Raw genomic sequence first — 18455 nt, 5'->3', positions numbered from 1 at the left:
CATAAGGTTACTATAGTTAAATTTATTATATGAAATGTTGAAAAAACAGGTAAGTTTATATAAGATTATTTACATATATTTAAATAATTCATGATTGGTCATGAATCTCAGAAGAATTTTCGGTGTCTGTGAGAATATTCTTCATGATAACAATAAAAAAAAATTATCAAAACTATTTATGTAATTTGACAGATGAAATATTTAAGCATCCGAATACTAATGTTCATTTAAAGATTAATGAATTAGTTTATCAAGACTTAAAGGTTTTACAATCTCTAATCCGAGAACAAACAAATAATCCTTTAACATTGAATAAGTTAGTTAACAATATTCTCAAATCTTTTTTAATGGGTATTGAAAATGAAGATGATGTTACTAGTTTTATAGAATTCATTAAGGGTTCAATTTAGAGGAGTTGAACCAATGAAAAAGAATAATAGAGAATATATTTTTATTCTCAAAAATAAGATATACAATTCTATTAATATATTTGTTAATTCTAATATATATGCTCTTTTTATAATTTTTATAGGTGATTCATTATGATAGCTAGTGATTCACTTTTTAAAAATTCATCTAATAAAATTAATCCTGATAGTATTAAACAAATGATTTCAGAAAATAAAAAGAAATCAATTGATAATAGTGAAGCAATTATTTTAAAAAAAGAAATATTGGGGAAATTAGATAATAATCAGGGAATAAGTACACAGCTATTATCAAATTTTATTAATTCTACAGGTGAATTTTTCTTAGAACATGATACATTAATAGCATATAAAAAGACTAATAAAGGATTTCAAGAATTTAATAAATTCAATTTGGCAACTTATTTTAATGAAACATTTGGAAAGAACAGAATTAGTATAAATCAATGTCACCAAGTTCTAGGCTTTATCACACACAAAATATCAAGAAATTCAGATTTACTTGTTTTTAAAAATGGAACTTTTGATACAGAAAAAGGAACATTTAAAAAAAATGAATTCCCTGAAGATGAATTACCTAAACTTTCATTAGATTTTAATTATAATTCTAATGCAAATTGGGATGACTTACACAATGAAATTGAAGAGATATTAAAATCTAGATGGGAAAAAAACTCTTATAGATTTTATAGGAGTGTAGGAAATTCTTTATTATCAACAAATGAATTAGAAAAAATAACTTTGCTTGTAGGCCCTCCAGGTAGTCGTAAAAGTACATTATTGGAAATTTTAAAAAGAATATTTAAAGATTATTCTAATGTTAGTTATAATTCAATATTAAATAGTGTAGAAAAAGAATTTGCTTTATATCCTTTAATAGGTAGGAGCATTAATATTGAAGATGATGTTCAAACAGGTATATGGAAAAATGTGGGTAGATTGAATAGTTTTGTAACTGGAACAGGATTAGAAGTTAGAAAAAAGCATGAAAATGAAGCATTGCAATTAAACAAATTCAACACTCCCAAAGGATGGGGAGGATGTAATGCCTTACCTCCAATTGTTGGAGATGGAATGGGTAGAAGGTTACTTTTAATTTTATGTGAAAATCCTATTGATACATTTGATATGGATTCTACAATTATAAAAGATATAGTTTTAGGAAAAAGAGATGATGAAATTGAAGGTTTTATTCATTTTTGTTTGAAAATAGCTATAGATGATAGAAAAAAACCTTTATTAAATCAAGAAGAAGAAAAAGAAATGCTCAAAGAATGGATTTGGAAGTCCGACCCAACAAAAATTGGTGTAGAATTAGTTTTCATGGATGAAGACACTTACAGGGACAAATATTCTGATAAAGATGAAGACCTATCTGAAACTTTTATAACTGTTGCTGATGCCAATAAAGAAATGAAAAGATGGCATAAATGGGCATTAAAAAATGGAAAAATATTTAATGAACATAAAAATCCTACAGCAAATACAATTAAAGGTGCAATGGATAGAGCAGGATTTACTCAAAATACTAAAAGAATAATAGATGAAAATGGAGAAAGTAAAACTGCAAAAGTTTATGAAGACTGTATTATAAGTCCAGAATGGATTAAATTGAGAGATGAAGATAATTAACTTTTGTAACTTTGTAACTTTATAACCAATAATTTCCATTTTAGATTTGAAAAGGAAAAAATAAGTAAACAATAATAAAACTGGAAAATGAAGTTACAAGGTTACAATGTAACATTTAAAAAAATACTAAAAAGTGATGAATATGCAAACAGAAAAAAAATTACAAGAAATAAAAAAAGAATTAGAAGAAGGAAAAAAATTTGCAATTATTAAGAATAATAAGACAAATCAATTATTTAATGCTCCAGTAATGAAACGAATGACAAATAATAATAGTCATTTGGGGAAAATAATTTGCCCATATTGTGGTGAAGTACATAAGCATGGATATGATGAGGGATTTAGAGTTCCACATTGTTTTGGATTAAGTAATTATTATTTACTTGATACGGAATCATTAGCAAAATATGATATAAGTTTTGAGAAAGGCGAAATTAGCAATAATGCTAAAACTCTAGTTATAGTTGATTATGAAGATTATGATAAAATAGCCAGAATCAATAAAAATGAATATTGTTGATTTCATGGATGTGTTTTGGGGAGCCATTCCCCAACGACACTCTAATAGCTAAAGGAATGATATAAAATGACAAAACACAGAACAATAGCTAAAAGAGAAACAATGAAATTAAGGAACGAAAAAGCCAGAGAATATTATTATCAAAATGGAATCGAAAAGACAGCCATAAAATATAATCTCCCAATCCATATTATCAAAACTGCTCTTGAGACATATACAAGCAAAACTAATGATACACAAAACAATATAGTTTTAACACAACCATCATATCTTCCATATGCTCATGAATTTGAATTTTATTGGAATTTGATGTTAAACAATTATTCTTATGCAGATGATTTTTATATTATCGCAAATAGTTATCCTTATTCATCTTTAGCAGTACAAAATCTATTTAAAAAAGTTTTCAATTTTGAAAATCCCAGTTTAATAGCTAAAAAAATTACTTTTATCAAGAATTACAATAAAAGAAAATTTGGACTCAATAGATTAACATTAGATGAAATTGAGAAATATTCTCAAATTAGTATGTCTGATGGAGATATTATAAATACACTGAATAGCACATCATCATTAAATGAAAGTTGTGCCTGTTTAAATGTTAGTCTTACTTATTTGATACATGAATGCATGAAGAGAAATATACTTAGAAGCAATAAAAATAATGAAATAATTGCAGAACACGAAAATTACTTAGAAAAAGATTCTATATATGAAGTTATCAGTAGCATTGATGAGAACTTTTATTTGATTAAAGATGAACCTAAGGAATATGAAAAAAAATATTTTAGTAGAATAAACACAAGTTAAAAAACATCCTCTAACAACGACCCATAGTGTAAGATATTATTTGTAGGATTTGATAAACAAGCTCACTACCTGTATTAGAAATTTTTCTATGAAAAATTAAAAAAATATATATGTAAATCGGCAAAAACACAAACTCCAACCACCCTTTGAAAATTAAAGCATGCTTTTTTTTCTACATGCTTATTTTTAAGCCATTTTTTAATTTCAACGATATATTAATAGATTAATTGTATAATAGGGATAAAGGACTGACCTTTTTCAGTAAGATAGTATATAGCTGTATTTTTGGATTCGTTTTTTTCTATCTGAACTAGATTTTTATTCATAAGAAGCTTACAATATTTTATAATATGTGTAGGCTGTTTATCGAGCTCCTTTGCTATTTGTGTTGGTGATTTGCCCTGTTCTGCTAGTGTTAGTAATACTTGAGGCAGTCTTTTAGATAATAATACTGAAGCTAATACTTCTTTATCTTCTTTATCTAATCTTACATTAGTCAAGTCCATAATTAAATTTAAGGAATACTAAAGACTATAATTAATGGCAGAACTCTGCCATACTTTATATATTATGAAGGATAATCTCTTAATATGAGATATATTTATCTCATTTTATAATTAATTATAAGGATGTGTTTATGATGAACAAGGGAATTATTATAGGTGTCATTGTCTTAATAGTGGCACTTGCAGGAGTGGCATTTTTTGTCATGGGAGATACTGGAGATAGTGCTTCAGCAGATGAAAATACAGCTGTAATTAAAATAGAACATGATGGAGCTTGGAGAATGACTTATTCTTCAGATTTAGTATCAAGTACAAATACAGATGGTTCAGGCAATTCAGAGATTAAAGTTAATGCAACTGATGATAAATCTATTATTGCAATAGTGAATTCAGAAACTACAGCAGATGGAGATTTGAAAGTTCAAATCATAGGTAAAAATGGGGAAATTATTAAACAAGGTGCAGATACTGATGGTTCTTCTTCTAATAACCCTTCAGGAACTGTAGAGTTAATGAATATTTAATATTATAGCTAGAGGGATTTAATGAAAGAAACTAATGACTTTATTAAATTATTAGACTTGAAAGCTTTAATAGTTGGTGTTGTAATTGCTTTAATATTTAAAGAATTAATATCAGGATATTGGGGAATTTGTTTTGGGGCTGTAATAGGTGGAATACTTTTCAAACAAGAAGATATGATGGGATTATTATTTAATTCTGCATTTTTAGGCTTTGCATATGCTATAGTAGTAATAATACTTGATTTGTTTAGTTTTGGTTCAAGACTTTTGAATCTAGTTACACCGTTTTCGGTACTTGAAATGATTATTATGGAAATAATACTTTCTGTTATCTTCTTTATGGCAGGATACTATTTTAACAAAATGTTTTTGTCTAAATATTGAGTTTGAATTGTTAAATTGAACTCATTATATTTTTTTTCATTTTTATCTTGAAATATTACTTAAATATCTAATATTGAGGTATTATCCTATTATTTTGAAGCTTCTTTAATGTTTGACTTATATTATATGTTTTAATTTTGTTTTGGTGTGTTTGCTTGGTAATGTCTCTTAATAAATGTTGGCTATTTCAGATTATTATTTTAGCAGGGAGTATATCTCCAAATATTATTAGTTTTTTTTGGGGGGGGGTAATATATCATTTATCCCTACTAAAGTATGTTTTACCCCACCACAAGGATTATATATGCTTAAAACTAATATAATATTGTAGAAATTTATTTATTATAAAATAAAAAGGAGGTGAATATTATTAAGATGAAAAATTATGATTTTGGATTATTTGAAATAGATATTAATGAAAATTCTTTTATTACTTCAGAATATGAAGCATATTATGTAGATGAAGGCAAACCTTCTGAACATCAATTGTTTTTAGATTATGAATATTTTGACAAAAACAATGTTTGGGGTCTTTTTAAATGTCTGTGTATAATAAAAAATAATTCAGCTCTTAATGCTGTGGATAGATTTATTTATTCAAAAGATAATGATGAATATGAGACAATTTTTTATAAAAATCATATAATAATTAAAGATAACTCTCCTATATCTTATGATTTAGAGCCTGATTATATTTATCAATATGAGGATGAAAACATATTCATACATATAACGATGAATACATTAGAATATTTAAAAATGATTATTGATAGTCTTAAAATAAGAAAATATATTGATTATTCATTAATAATTCCTAATGTACAACCTACAGAAATTAGTGAAGTATAATATTATTAACTTTTTTGGGGAGTGTGGGGCTAATGGGCTGATAGCTAAATTTTAATAACAGGAAATAAAGAATTTATATCACCTGTACCCCCAACACATTTCTTATTTCTTCTATTTTTTTTTGAACTCGTTAACTGAGCCAGTAATAACATGATTACTAGGAACTTGTCTTACAATACAATTAAGTAAATAATAATAGAAATTTTTCACATCTGCAGAATTATAAATAGCTATATTATCGGAATACCCGAATCATAAATATTATTTAGAATACTACTAATATTAGTAATGATAGCTATGTTATCTTTATTTTTAAGATTAATTCAGCTTTAAACTTATATTTAGATTGATATCTAGTTCCATGTATTGTAAAATTCTTTTTGACTAATGGAATAGGGTAAAATAAATAAATATATGGAATTTTAGATTTTAATTCTGTAACTTTAATGTTTTTTAGATAATAATATGATGTAATAACTTAATTTTATCTATATGGCCATAATCATATTTTGTAACATTAGTTAAAGCCATATATACACCATTTTATAATTTAATTTATCTTTTTTTGTATTTGTTATTTATTTCATTTTTTGCTAAAATTATTTCTTAACAGATTTTTGAATTAAAAAGCATTATATCACAGATAAATGTTGTATTATCATAGGTTTAATCTATTATTTCTTTTTAATTAAACTTCTTTTTACTATAATGCACTCATTATTATATATTCATTTAATAGGTTTCTACATATATATCAAAGTTTCTAAATAAATGAAAACTAAGTTCTAATAATAGATTTCAAAGAAAAAATATAATATTTGTAATCAATTGTATAATTTTTATTTGTCTTGAAAAAATATTAAAAAATTTTAAAAATAGTATATTTTGGAAAAATTCATTTTCATAAAAATTTAAACTCTTTAAAAAGATTTTTTAAAAAAATTATATAATTAGCCATTTTGATTGTACCCATAAAGAGTTTTTAAAAGTTATAAGCTAATTTTAAGACAATATATTTATATATGATGAAAAACATAGTAATATTGTCAAGTATAACCTTGATAACAAACATTGGAGTTGTTAATTTATGAATGCCGTAAAAGAATTTAAAAGAGTAATTGAAGAAAGAAATATAAAAACTCCTCTTTTTGAGGTTAATGAATCAATAGGAAATATAAACTTATTAAAAGATGGTGAAACAGTATATTCAACATATTTTTTACAAAAAAATGAGATTTTAGAAGTAATAATTGAATTTAAATTAATATAATAGTTATAAGGTTAATATATGAATAATAAGGCGATGAAATTATTAAATAAAGTAGTTGAAGCAAATCAAAGCCTGTAAGCAAATAATTTATCTTCAAACTACATTTATCATTTTTATATTTCCATAATTATTAAATATTTTGATTAAAAGAGAACATGATAATATGATTAACTTAAATAAACAAGAGATTTTATTATTTCTACATAAAATAAAAGAAGATGAGAAACATTTTAATAAATATTTGTTCTATAAATTTCAATATTTTTATGGCCGTAGGAGTCAAGAAATAGCTTCATTAAGAATAGATGATATTGATTTTGATAAAAAAGAAATAACATTTGATTTATCTAAAAAGAAGGAAGAAACTAAACTTACTTTAATATTGCCTGATGCCATAGTTAAAGATATTAAAAAACAAATAGCTAATAAGGAACAAGATTTTTTATTTGTTGAAGATAAAATTAAAATTAATGCATTAAAAAGAAATATGAGGATGTATTTAGAGAGAAATTCTAACAAAATCATCGATGAATTAGTAAATAAAGATATTACATTGAATACACATGATTTTAGAAGATTACGGGGCCAACATCTTTATTTGGCGGGGTACGATTTAGAAATTATACAATCTTTATATGCTCATAATAGCTTAGACCAAACAGTCGAATATCTACAAATTAAAGAAATAGAAGTAAATAAAATGTTATTAGATGACATGAAATAATAATTTTAAAACTTCATTCATATTATTTTTTTTAGAAAATGGTGTTCCTACGAAATTAGAAATTTTAGTAATGGGAACAAAAAAACAGATTTTAAAGCATTTTCAAATACAATTTTTTGATAAATTTGGATTATTGTTCCGATAAGACTCCTTTTAGGAACATTTATAATTTATCTATTATTCATTACAATTAATTGTTGTTTTACATTTTAATATTTTTTCCATATTTGAAGGGTCATGTTTTTCCATAGTTTTCTGATTTTTATTTCCATATGCAAAATAAATAAGTATTTTTCCATTATTAAATTCTTTTGAAGTTAATTCAAACTTTAAATTAAAATATAATTCTTCAACTCTTCCTTCAAATTCTTTCACCACTAAAAAATTCTCTTTTATAGCATGATTTATAAAGATTATATTTTCAGTATCAAGAAGTTTTATGTTTAACCATTTTGGTTTAGATATGTATAATGTATAACATTCTTGGTTTTCTAAAATGATAGAGGAGTAATCAGTTAGTTCAACTTTTAAATTACATAAAACATTAGTATTCTTATCAAATAATAATGAACTGTTCTTAATTTTTATACTTTTATGATTTTCGGTAGTTGAAAAGTTGTTATTCAATTTAATTTTTAATAATTCGGAACTTTTATCAACCCATTTTGAAAATAGGTATAGTATAATAATTATTATTATAATTAATCCTATTCCTAAGAATAAAATATTATTTGAAACTAATTCTAAAAATTGATTAGTAAATAAATCTAAAAATATGTATAATATGCTCCAAATTATACCAAATACTACAAAAATTATACTATCTTTTTTAAACTCTTTAATTAATTTAATTTTATCTTTATTTGATAATGAAAAAAAAAGCTTTGGAGACATCAAAATTATCCGTCCCCCATGATATTTTCAAATTTTTGAATAATAAATTCTTCATTATCTGATTCAATATTAATGGCATCTCTATAATATAAAAGACTATTATTATCTTTAAATATTAATTCTGCTTCAAATAAAGAATATTTTTTATTTATTATTCCGTTTTGACAGTAATCATTTGCTATTTTTTCATTGTGTACAATATCATTTTCATAAAAAAACTTTAATTCTTTTTCTTCAGCATCACAAATTAATTTCTTTTCTTTTTTAGGCGAAGGTATAAAATTTTCAACGTTTCCTATTTTTTCAAAAAATTTTATTAAATTTTCTATAACTTCGTTTTTTTGACCTTCAGTTGTGGCACTTATAAAAAAGAATTTTGATTTTATTCTTATTTTAACTGTTGATTTTTTATGGTATTCATTAGAACTTATTTTAAATGTTGTTATCGATTGATTGTTGTAGTGATAATCTTTTATAGATGATTTAACAGTCGTGAAAATTATTTCTTCATTCAATAATTTATTTTTTTTATCTTTGTTTGTTTCTAAATATTTTTGAATATTATCATCAAATTTGTATATATAATAATAATTCATCTTTTAACACCGAGATATAAAATTACTAATTCTTTTTAACAATTTTCTCTTTTTTCCATATGGGAATTTTTAATTTTTTCAAACCCTTGTTTTGTAGATGTAATTTGGTCATCCATATGTTTATCTAATTCATCTAAATATTCGATAGGGACAAATTTTTCACATACATTCGAGTTTTCCCAATTTTCAATTACTTTTCCAAATAAGTAAATAAATGATGAACATATTTTCAATCTCTCAATATATATTTTATTACTGCTTAATGATCCTATAGCATAAAAATAAATACTTCCTTTAAATTTATCTTTTTCTTCTTTAAATATAATTTTTAAATAGATTGAATTTTTATTGTTTTTGTTAATATTAAAATAACCTTTTAATATTTTAATATTTTGATTATTAAAAAGCCCATATAAAATAGGGAGCGATATCATAGTTTTCTTTTTTTCTTTTGTGCGGGTTTCTTGGGGAATTTGTAGTGCAGTATCTTTAATACTTCCTGCAACAGCCATATCAGTAAAATTCTTAATTCGAATACCAGGATTTAATATTTGTTTTGTATTACCTTTCCATATTAACCAAAGAGGAAAATCTTTATCTATAATTAATTCTTTTGGGTGTATTTTTTTTTCCTCAAAGAACATTTTAATATAGTGATAAGGTTTATCACTATAATCTTCAGGACCTACAACGCAAACTATTTTTAATTCTTGCATAACTATAATATCAATATAGCTAGGTATTCCTTCTTCACTTAAATGAGTATATGTGGTTATTTTAAAATCAGAATTAATCTTTTCAATGGTTTCATTATAATCTTTATATTCTATTTCTATGACTTCGGAGTCATCATCATGTGTTTCTTCATTGATAATTTCTTTAGATAAGTTTATAAAATTTCCATTAAACCCAGAAATTTCATATTCTCCTTCTTTATCTGTACTTCTTTTTTTATAAGAATATTTTGAGAAAAGATAGTCAAAAATTTCATTACTAATATTTTCACTTAAATTAGGTATATAATAAATTTTATTAAAGTTAAGAAATACTTTTTCTCTTTCTAATGCCATGATATTAATTTTAGTAAATAAGTATAAAAATTTATATGTTTTTAATGTATCGGGTGTTTATTTATTCTTATAAACTAATTTGTATGTAATTTTTAATTCATTATTTTCATCATTAATTTCAATTTTATAAATATCTCCTGATTTCAAATCATACTTTTTTATTACATCTACTGGAAGTGTCAAATCCATTGATTTGGTTCCTTGTCGTTCCCTAGCTTTAATAGTATAATTTTTCATATTCTTTTTTCTCTAATAATGTACACTTAATACTTAATGTATCTAATGTACACAATATTCTATTTTTACAATTATTTAAACTAATATCAATTGTATAAAAATGATGATTTTATGACTAGCAATAATCGATTTGATTCTATAGACGAATTGTTAGATTTTACTAAAAATATCAAAGGAAAAAAATTTAAAGATATTGATATTAATAACAAACTAGCTAATTCTAAAAATAAAGGGCGTTTGGGAGAAATAGTTGAAACTGGTTTTTATGGTTATCCTAATAATAATCGTGCAGAGGCAGATTTTGATAATTTAGGTGTTGAATTAAAAGTTTCAGGATATACTATAAATAGTAAAGGCAAAGTAGCTAAAGAGAGAATTTCTTTAAGTATGATTGATTATCATGAGATAATTAATGAAGATTTTGAATTTAGTAAGTTAATATTTAAAAATAAGAAAATTCTCATAATTTGGTATCATTATGAAAGAGATAAACCCTATTCTGAATATGAAATTACTGATTATCAATTATATGATATGTCTAAAGATTTAGAAATTATAAAAAATGATTTTGAGCAAATAAAAGGAAAAGTTGTTGATGGTGATGCACATTTAATATCAGAAGGGGACACTGAACTTTTAGGTGCTTGTACTAAATCTAGTACTAGTAAAGTTAGAAGAACACAACCTAATTCTTCTGAACCTGCAAAACCAAGGGCTTTTAGTTTAAAACATTCATATATAAAGAAAATTTTTAATGAACGGGATGAAGATTAGATATTATTCTTCTTCAATTATTTTTTCAATTGTTTTTCCTAATTTTTTAATAATACCTACAACAAGAGCATTACCCATCATAAAATATCTTCTTTTTTCAGTCATATTTTTTGATTCAATATTGGTCCAATTATCAGGAAACATGTTAATTCTTTCAGCTTCAAGTGGAGTGAGTAATCTTAGTTTTCCAGTAACATTATCTTTAACAACATGTGAACTTCTATTAACTGAAGTTTCACTAGTTAGCATGGTTCTTGCAGGAACATCTAAATTATCTGGAAATGCCATAGAGCCTTCTGAAAAATTATAACATTCTCCATTTGGTTTTTTTCTTGGAATTTTTTTAGAACCTTTTAGATATTTCCATTTTTCAAAGCTTTCGTCATCTAAAAAGTATTTTTCATCAACTTTATTAGTTTCTAAAACATCTTTTAATGGAGATATTGTTATTGTTTTAGGTTCTGTTTTAGCAGTATAAATTTTTCCTTTTTTCATTATTCCTGAATTAAAAAAGTGAAAATCAAATTCATCACTAATATTAACTAAATCTTTATATTTATCCTTAGTTATTATCGTTTTTCCTTTATCTAAAGGAGTGGTATTGATTGGAAAATCTTTAGCAAATATTCCATCATCAAAAACTATGTCTGGAAGAGACTTTTTATCCATTTTTTTATAATAATCCGTTGTTTCATGATATGCAAAAATAAATACTCTTCTTCTTTTTTGAGGGAATCCATATTCTCCAGCATTAATAACTCTCCATTCAATAGAATATCCATTATTTAAGAAAGTTCTAAGCATAACACCAAAATCTCTTCCTCTTTGAGAAGATGGAGAGCGTAATAATCTATCAACATTTTCAAGTAAAACAAATGGAGGTCTTTTAACTTCTAATACTTCTGCAATTTCCCACCATAAAACTCCTTTTTTGCCTTCAATTCCTTGTTCTCCAGATAAACTTCTAGCTACAGAATAATCTTGACATGGAAAACCTCCAACTAATAATGTGTGATTAGGTATTGTTTCCTTATCAATTGTTCCAATATCTTCATTAATATGTGTTTCAGATTCACCAAACCTTTCAATGTAACATTCAAAAGCAGGTTGTGTTTTAGTTGATGGTTCCCATTGATTGGCCCACACAAAATCCCAATTATTTTCTTCTATCACTTGATTATTTTCTAATTTCACTTGGTTTAGGCCACATCTAAATCCACCTACACCTGCAAATAACTCAACAACTTTTTTTTCCATAAATGCACCTAATATATTATATCTATATAATTAAAATAATATCTTATCTTAATGTATGATAAGTATTATTGAATGTGTAATAAAACATTTTAATAAAATTATAATATTTATTTATCGTAAAATTTTTATGTACATGAGATTATAATATTATATGTTAGACTTTATTTAAAACTAATCATTAAATCATAAGTATGTATGATTCAATATTATGATAGGAAGCCACAAATAAAAATCTATTTTATATTTATTACATAGTTTTAAAAGGACAACTATTAAATTTCATGTTATAAGATAATTTAATTAATACTGACAGATTATTATATATCATATCATTTAAGTTTTAAAGCATTTTTAATATGTGTCAAAAAATAAATTCTTAAAAAGGATTATAATCTTTTAAAAACTTATTTAAAATGATTAATACATGTAATTCGGGCATAAATTTCTTTATTACTATTTTTTAGACAATATTGCCTGCTAAAATGAATGTTGTTAAACAAAAAATAGATTACATTGATATTTTATAATTTATTTTTATATTTATTTCAGTAAATTATATATGGCTTATTTTTAATACTATTAATTGTGATTGTAAATTAATGATTAACTTGTTTGTTAACATGATAATTAAATGATTTATATTGATGATAGTAACTAGTTTACGATGTTGTAAAGTTATTTAATAGGGTTTAAAACATAAAATAAGTGTTAAGACAATTCTAAAGGTTATAAATATTACAAAATAACTGTTTAAAAGGATAACTAAAACGTGTTGGATTTCTATTTAGAGCCTCACGGTATCCCAGGAATTAGTCAGAGCACTGCTTAAAACCCTATGAGCCGTGCGCTCTAACCAGCTGAGCCACCCCGGCATCAGACTATTGTATATCAGTTTAACCTATCATTTAAATGTTTTGTTTTATTTTAAGTTGATAGATATTTTTAAACATATGAAAAAACATATCATTAATTTTATGGTGAAAAAATGAGTAATGTAAAAAATATGGATTTAGCTGATGAAGGAATTCGTAAAATAAAATGGGTTCAAAAACACATGCCTGTTTTAGAACATATAAAAAAGGTTTTCAGAGAAGAAAAACCATTTGAAGGAATAACTATTGGATCATGTTTACATTTAGAACCTAAAACTATAAATTTAGGTCTTACTTTACAAGAAGGTGGAGCAGAAGTAGCTATGACTGGTTGTAATCCTCTTTCAACACATGATGATGCTACTGCTGGTGGAGCAGCTTTAGGTTTGAATATGTATGGTTGGAGAGAACAATCTGATGAAGAATATTATGAAGCTATTGATGATGTATTAGATCATAAACCTGATGTCATTATTGATGATGGTGCAGACATGATTATGGTGCTTCATGAGAAAAGAACAGATGTTTTAAAGAATATTCAAGGTGCATGTGAAGAGACTACTACTGGTGTTCATAGATTACAAGCAATGAATGAAGATGGAGCTTTAAAATTCCCTGTTGTAGCTGTAAATGATGCATATACTAAATATTTATTTGATAATAGATATGGTACTGGTCAATCAACTTTTGATGCGATAATGGGAACAACCAATATGTTAATTGCAGGAAAAACCATTGTTGTCTGTGGATATGGATGGTGTGGAAGAGGAGTAGCTTTAAGAGCACAAGGTTTAGGTGCTAATGTTATTGTAACTGAAGTTAATCCTATTAGAGCACTTGAAGCTAGAATGGATGGTTACAGAGTAATGCCTACTCGTGAAGCTGTTAAATATGCAGATCTTATTATTACAGTTACTGGTAATATAAATATTATTAGTGGTGATGATTTTAAAAATATGAAAGATGGATGTATGTTAGCTAATTCTGGACACTTTAATGTAGAAATCAATAGACAAGACTTAGAAAGTCAAGCTGATAGTGTTGAAGAAGTTAAAGAAAGTATTGAAATGTTTAATATGAAAGATGGAAGAAAAATCTATTTATTAGCTGATGGAAGACTTGTTAATTTAGCTGCAGAAAGAGGTCAAGGACACCCTGCAGAAATTATGGATATGAGTTTTGCAGTTCAAGCATTATCTGTTAAATACATTTTAGAAAATGATTTAGATGTTGATGTTAAAAAAGCACCAGATTATATTGATGATACAGTTTCAAGACTTAAACTTAAAGCATTAGGAATTGAAATTGATAGCTTATCAGAATTCCAAATTAATTACTTAGCTAATTGGGAAGAAGGAACTTAAAAATACGGTTTAAATGTCTTATTATCATTATATAAATAATGGAAAAGGACCTAAAAAACTATTTATTGGAGGTCTTCATGGAAATGAAGGTAATACCTCCTTCTATTTTTTAAAAAACTTAAAAAAAGAAGATTTTTCTAAAGGTCAAATTTATATTTTTAATTTTGATAAATCTGATTATATATCTACTTTAAATAAAAAATACTACACTTCTGCTATAGGTAAAAAAATACTTCATTTAATAGAAAAGATTCAACCTGATTTTTATACAGAATTACATTGTTATGATGTAAAACACTTTGAAAAATTAACTTCTCCTAAAAGATTCGATGATGAAGGAATTCCACCTTTAATAGATATTGGAGAATATGTTTTAGTAAGTTCTGTATCTCCATATATCCGTATTAATTATTTAAAAAGGGAAACAGTCTGTAAAACTTTAGAAATTCCATGTTTTAATAAATTAAATAAAAATATAGATATAGATAAATCTATACAAAAATATAATGAATTTTTTAAATTAATAAAATTATCAAATTCAAGAAAAGAGTTTGATAGTAAAATGAGAAATAAATATCATACTCAATATGATTTAGCTATTAAATATACAAAAAAGATATTTGGGGAAAATTTTTTACCCTTTTAATTATTTATCTTCCTCAATATCTATTCCTATTTTTGCAAGACTTCTTCCAAGAATTATTGTAACAATTACAGCTATTATAGTTACAACAATTGCATAGATTAATAACCCAGTTGTAGCAGAACCTGCTTTTATAAAATCACTAATTAATGATTTAATTGCTTCATTCCAAGCTAAACCAGCAACAAGTGCAAATGCTGTTGTCATTAAAGTTCCCATTGTTTTTAAAATCTGAATTTTTACATTATCTGCCATATTTAACACCTTTATTTTTAATTTAAAACCAAGCTTCTAAACTTTTTTGAGAATTATTTAATTTTTTTAATTTTCGAGATGCATTAACAACTCTTTCTTTTGAAAAGCCATGTTGATTAGATAAAAATTCAACAAGTCCATCTTCATTAGGATTTTTCCATTTGATTTTATAATCAGTATTTACATCTGGATTTAAAAAGATATTTTTAATTTCATCTAAATCTTCATCAGATTCATTATTAAGTTCTTCAATAGCTTTATCTATTTTATTATCTTTTAAAAGTTTTAATCCAGTTTTAGCACCAATTCCTTTTTTACCTTCATTAAAATCGGTTCCAACAAGTAGTGCAATATTAACTAAATCTTCTCTTGTAAGATCAAGTTTATTTAATACATCTTTAAGTTTAAGAAGTTCTAAATCTCCAATTTTACTTGTTAAAGTTAAATTTCTAACTATTTTATCTGCACCAAATAATAAACAATCATAATCTTGAGAACCAACAGCCCAAGCATCTCCTTTTTGAACCATATATGAAGCTTGTGCTTCTCCTTCCCCACTTGCTTGAACATATGGAATCCCCATTAAATTTAATAATTTTTTAGAAGATTCAATAATATATGGAGTCATTTTAGAAGATCTTATTGCATATTTTCTAGCTTCCTCATCATCTCCACTATCTAATGCTGCTTTCCATTTTTTTTCAGACTCATTTCTTATTTCTCGTCTTTTTAAAATGGTTTTTTGTTTGTGAATAGAACTTTCACCATCAAATACATAAACAAGTTTTATTCCTTTATCTATTATTGATGAATTTCTATATAATAATCCACTTAAATGAGAAGTAACATTACCATCAGAATCCATTAAAGGTTGACCATTTTGTTGTCTTATTCCTGATAAAAACTGATAAATAATATTAAATGCATCAATAGCTATTATTCTACTATCTAAATCTTTAAAATTTATTTTTTCAGTTTCTATTATATCTTTAAATTTCACACCCAATTAGAACACCTTTAATTTTCTTTAAAATAAGTACTTGGAAATATTTCTTTAATCCAAATTAATACTTCATTATCTTTTATAATTGTATATTCTCTTGATAATAAATTTGCATCAGTATTAAAAATTTTTTCTAATTTAGAATTACTTGATTCTATTTGTATGCTTTTAATTTCTCGCCTTGATTCGATATTATATTTTTTTAATATTCTACCAATTGGAATATCTGCTCTAATTAAATCACACTTAAAATCTTCATTTAGTCTTTTTAAAGGAATATATGATATAGCATAAATAAGGGGTGAATCATTTTTATGCATTAAAACTTCTCTATAATTTACTTCTTCATTTTCATCTATATTTAATAGCTTAGCTACTTCCTCATTTGATTTTTGAAAATGTTGATCTAAAGTTTTTAAGTCAATCTTTCCTTTTAAAACATCTAAAATAGCTGTTATTGAACCATCTGTTGTTAATAATATTTTTTGCGTGTTAGAAAACTTATTTGCACTATTTTTTTCAACTTCATTAATTTTTTCAATTAATCTTTTGTTTGCTTCATTAGTGTTATTTTCCATATTTTCACTTAATATTTTCAGGATTTGTTATAATTCCTTCAATAGCTGATGATGCTACTACTTCAGAATTAGATAAATATATTTTTGATTTTGGATCACCCATCCTACCTTTAAAATTTCTATTGGTAGTTGAGATACATACTTCATCTTCTGATAAGACTCCCATATGCCCTCCAAGACAAGGACCGCATCCAGGATTGCAAATAATAGCTCCAGAATCTAAAAATGTTTTGATATATCCTTTAGAGATTGCATCTTCATAAACTTCTTTTGAAGCTGGTGCTATAATCAACCTAACATCATCATTAATTTTATGACCATCTAATATTTTAGCAGCATCTTCTAAATCTGAAAGTCTACCATTAGTACAAGATCCAATAAAACATTGATCAACTGCAGTTCCTTCTACTTTTGAAATTCCTTTTACATTATCCACATCATTTGGACAAGCTATTTGCTGTTCAATATCTGTTATATCAAATGTAATTTCTTTAGAATAAACTGAATCTTCATCTGATTTAAATACATTAAATGAATCAATAGGTTTTTTTGTTCTATTTGAAATAAACTCTAATGTTTCTCTGTTAGGTTCTATAATTCCATTTTTAGCACCCATTTCTATTGTCATATTACAAATAGTTTGCCTTCCTTCAATATCAATATTATTTATAATGTTTCCACAAAATTCTGCACTTTTATAAGTTGCACCATTTGCTCCTATTTTTCCTATTATGTGTAAAATAATATCTTTAGCTTTAATGTGTTCACTTAAAAGACCTGTAACTTCTAATTTCAATGCTTCTGGTACCATAAACCAAGTTTTACCTGTAGCATAAACCATTGATAAATCAGTTGCACCCATTCCAGTTGAAAATGCCCCAAATGCTCCATAAGTACAAGTATGGGAATCAGCACCTACAATAACTTTTCCAGGTTCAACTAATCCATTTTCTGGTAATACTTGATGGCAAATTCCCTCACCATGTATGAAATGATTTTTTATATTTTGATTTTTTATAAAATTTCTAGCTACCTTTTGAAATTCTGCAGAACCAATAGTATTTGCAGGAACATTATGATCAAAAACAATAGCTATTTTATCTGGATTCCAAACATTTTTAGAAATCTTTTCAAAGTTTTTTATGGTGGGAGGAGAAGTTCCATCATGAGACATAGCTAAATCTACTTCAATTTCGATTATCTCACCAGGAGTCACTTCATGACCTGCTTTATTTGATAATATTTTTTCTGTAATATTCATTTGT

22 protein-coding genes are annotated in these 18455 nt (G+C 25.1%); 12 read left to right on the top strand and 10 right to left on the bottom strand.

Annotated features, from left to right (window positions below):
- Nucleotides 1-143 precede the first annotated feature (143 nt).
- The 4 genes from ACA134_RS08815 (at nucleotide 144) to ACA134_RS08800 (ending at nucleotide 3390) form a co-directional block, all read left to right on the top strand.
- On the top strand, nucleotides 144-410 hold the full coding sequence (locus ACA134_RS08815) for a hypothetical protein (RefSeq protein ID WP_409200045.1): 267 nt from the start codon (nucleotides 144-146) through the stop codon (nucleotides 408-410).
- A 132-nt stretch (nucleotides 411-542) separates the two neighbouring features.
- Entirely contained in the window at nucleotides 543-2060 is a 1518-nt protein-coding gene (locus ACA134_RS08810; RefSeq protein ID WP_409200044.1) for a hypothetical protein, read from the top strand.
- 142 nt (nucleotides 2061-2202) lie between these two features.
- Nucleotides 2203-2580, top strand: coding sequence for a hypothetical protein (locus ACA134_RS08805; protein WP_409200043.1), 378 nt, complete (start codon nucleotides 2203-2205; stop codon nucleotides 2578-2580).
- A 66-nt stretch (nucleotides 2581-2646) separates the two neighbouring features.
- Nucleotides 2647-3390, top strand: coding sequence for a hypothetical protein (locus ACA134_RS08800; RefSeq protein ID WP_409200042.1), 744 nt, complete (start codon nucleotides 2647-2649; stop codon nucleotides 3388-3390).
- A 215-nt stretch (nucleotides 3391-3605) separates the two neighbouring features.
- Here ACA134_RS08800 and ACA134_RS08795 read toward each other — a convergent pair whose 3' ends face one another.
- Nucleotides 3606-3896 carry a winged helix-turn-helix domain-containing protein gene (locus ACA134_RS08795; RefSeq protein WP_409200041.1) on the bottom strand — a complete coding sequence of 97 codons (291 nt, stop codon included), beginning with the start codon at nucleotides 3894-3896 and terminating at the stop codon, nucleotides 3606-3608.
- 131 nt (nucleotides 3897-4027) lie between these two features.
- Here ACA134_RS08795 and ACA134_RS08790 point away from each other — a divergent pair, with 131 nt between their 5' ends.
- The 5 genes from ACA134_RS08790 to ACA134_RS08770 all read left to right on the top strand — a co-directional run bounded on the left by ACA134_RS08790 (nucleotide 4028) and on the right by ACA134_RS08770 (nucleotide 7647).
- Nucleotides 4028-4420 (top strand): hypothetical protein, encoded by a 393-nt coding sequence (locus ACA134_RS08790; RefSeq protein WP_409200040.1) that lies wholly within the window; start codon nucleotides 4028-4030, stop codon nucleotides 4418-4420.
- A 21-nt stretch (nucleotides 4421-4441) separates the two neighbouring features.
- Nucleotides 4442-4804, top strand: a complete 363-nt coding sequence (locus ACA134_RS08785; protein WP_409200039.1) for a hypothetical protein — start codon at nucleotides 4442-4444, stop codon at nucleotides 4802-4804.
- Nucleotides 4805-5179: 375 nt separating this feature from the next.
- The gene (locus ACA134_RS08780; RefSeq protein ID WP_409200038.1) at nucleotides 5180-5653 is read left to right on the top strand and encodes a hypothetical protein; all 474 of its coding nucleotides are present in this window, start codon (nucleotides 5180-5182) and stop codon (nucleotides 5651-5653) included.
- 1087 nt (nucleotides 5654-6740) lie between these two features.
- Entirely contained in the window at nucleotides 6741-6923 is a 183-nt protein-coding gene (locus tag ACA134_RS08775) for a hypothetical protein (RefSeq protein WP_409200037.1), read from the top strand.
- A gap of 163 nt (nucleotides 6924-7086) precedes the next feature.
- Nucleotides 7087-7647, top strand: a complete 561-nt coding sequence (locus ACA134_RS08770) for a tyrosine-type recombinase/integrase (RefSeq protein WP_409200036.1) — start codon at nucleotides 7087-7089, stop codon at nucleotides 7645-7647.
- A 177-nt stretch (nucleotides 7648-7824) separates the two neighbouring features.
- On the opposite strand, the gene ACA134_RS08765 is transcribed toward ACA134_RS08770, so the two are convergent.
- The 4 genes from ACA134_RS08765 to ACA134_RS08750 are packed head-to-tail and all read right to left on the bottom strand — an operon-like array spanning nucleotide 7825 to nucleotide 10444.
- Nucleotides 7825-8541 (bottom strand): hypothetical protein, encoded by a 717-nt coding sequence (locus tag ACA134_RS08765; protein ID WP_409200035.1) that lies wholly within the window; start codon nucleotides 8539-8541, stop codon nucleotides 7825-7827.
- Nucleotides 8542-8546: 5 nt separating this feature from the next.
- A complete protein-coding gene (locus ACA134_RS08760; protein ID WP_409200034.1) occupies nucleotides 8547-9137 on the bottom strand; it encodes a hypothetical protein in 591 nt (196 codons plus the stop codon).
- A gap of 35 nt (nucleotides 9138-9172) precedes the next feature.
- Nucleotides 9173-10207, bottom strand: coding sequence for a hypothetical protein (locus ACA134_RS08755; protein WP_409200033.1), 1035 nt, complete (start codon nucleotides 10205-10207; stop codon nucleotides 9173-9175).
- Nucleotides 10208-10264: 57 nt separating this feature from the next.
- Nucleotides 10265-10444 (bottom strand): hypothetical protein, encoded by a 180-nt coding sequence (locus ACA134_RS08750; protein ID WP_409200032.1) that lies wholly within the window; start codon nucleotides 10442-10444, stop codon nucleotides 10265-10267.
- 111 nt (nucleotides 10445-10555) lie between these two features.
- Between ACA134_RS08750 and ACA134_RS08745 the strand changes: the two genes are divergently transcribed.
- A complete protein-coding gene (locus tag ACA134_RS08745; protein WP_409200031.1) occupies nucleotides 10556-11218 on the top strand; it encodes a MutH/Sau3AI family endonuclease in 663 nt (220 codons plus the stop codon).
- A gap of 3 nt (nucleotides 11219-11221) precedes the next feature.
- On the opposite strand, the gene dcm is transcribed toward ACA134_RS08745, so the two are convergent.
- On the bottom strand, nucleotides 11222-12475 hold the full coding sequence (gene dcm / locus ACA134_RS08740; RefSeq protein ID WP_409200030.1) for a DNA (cytosine-5-)-methyltransferase: 1254 nt from the start codon (nucleotides 12473-12475) through the stop codon (nucleotides 11222-11224).
- 985 nt (nucleotides 12476-13460) lie between these two features.
- Between dcm and ahcY the strand changes: the two genes are divergently transcribed.
- On the top strand, nucleotides 13461-14711 hold the full coding sequence (gene ahcY / locus ACA134_RS08735; RefSeq protein ID WP_409200029.1) for an adenosylhomocysteinase: 1251 nt from the start codon (nucleotides 13461-13463) through the stop codon (nucleotides 14709-14711).
- Nucleotides 14712-14724: 13 nt separating this feature from the next.
- On the top strand, nucleotides 14725-15357 hold the full coding sequence (locus ACA134_RS08730) for a DUF2119 domain-containing protein (protein WP_409200028.1): 633 nt from the start codon (nucleotides 14725-14727) through the stop codon (nucleotides 15355-15357).
- Here the strand turns inward: ACA134_RS08730 and ACA134_RS08725 are convergent, their stop codons facing one another.
- The 4 genes from ACA134_RS08725 to hacA are packed head-to-tail and all read right to left on the bottom strand — an operon-like array spanning nucleotide 15358 to nucleotide 18451.
- On the bottom strand, nucleotides 15358-15609 hold the full coding sequence (locus ACA134_RS08725) for a DUF5654 family protein (protein ID WP_409200027.1): 252 nt from the start codon (nucleotides 15607-15609) through the stop codon (nucleotides 15358-15360).
- Nucleotides 15610-15631: 22 nt separating this feature from the next.
- Nucleotides 15632-16615, bottom strand: a complete 984-nt coding sequence (fen, locus tag ACA134_RS08720) for a flap endonuclease-1 (RefSeq protein ID WP_409200026.1) — start codon at nucleotides 16613-16615, stop codon at nucleotides 15632-15634.
- Nucleotides 16616-16626: 11 nt separating this feature from the next.
- Nucleotides 16627-17190 (bottom strand): chorismate lyase, encoded by a 564-nt coding sequence (locus tag ACA134_RS08715; RefSeq protein ID WP_409200025.1) that lies wholly within the window; start codon nucleotides 17188-17190, stop codon nucleotides 16627-16629.
- 4 nt (nucleotides 17191-17194) lie between these two features.
- Nucleotides 17195-18451, bottom strand: a complete 1257-nt coding sequence (gene hacA, locus ACA134_RS08710) for a homoaconitase large subunit (RefSeq protein WP_409200024.1) — start codon at nucleotides 18449-18451, stop codon at nucleotides 17195-17197.
- Between the last annotated feature and the right edge of the window lie 4 nt (nucleotides 18452-18455).

This window comes from Methanobrevibacter sp. DSM 116169 (genome assembly GCF_046197865.1).
In the GTDB taxonomy this organism is placed as follows: domain Archaea; phylum Methanobacteriota; class Methanobacteria; order Methanobacteriales; family Methanobacteriaceae; genus JAHKLT01.
Note: the sequence above shows the minus strand (reverse complement) of the source record. Positions and strands in the feature narration are given on the sequence as shown.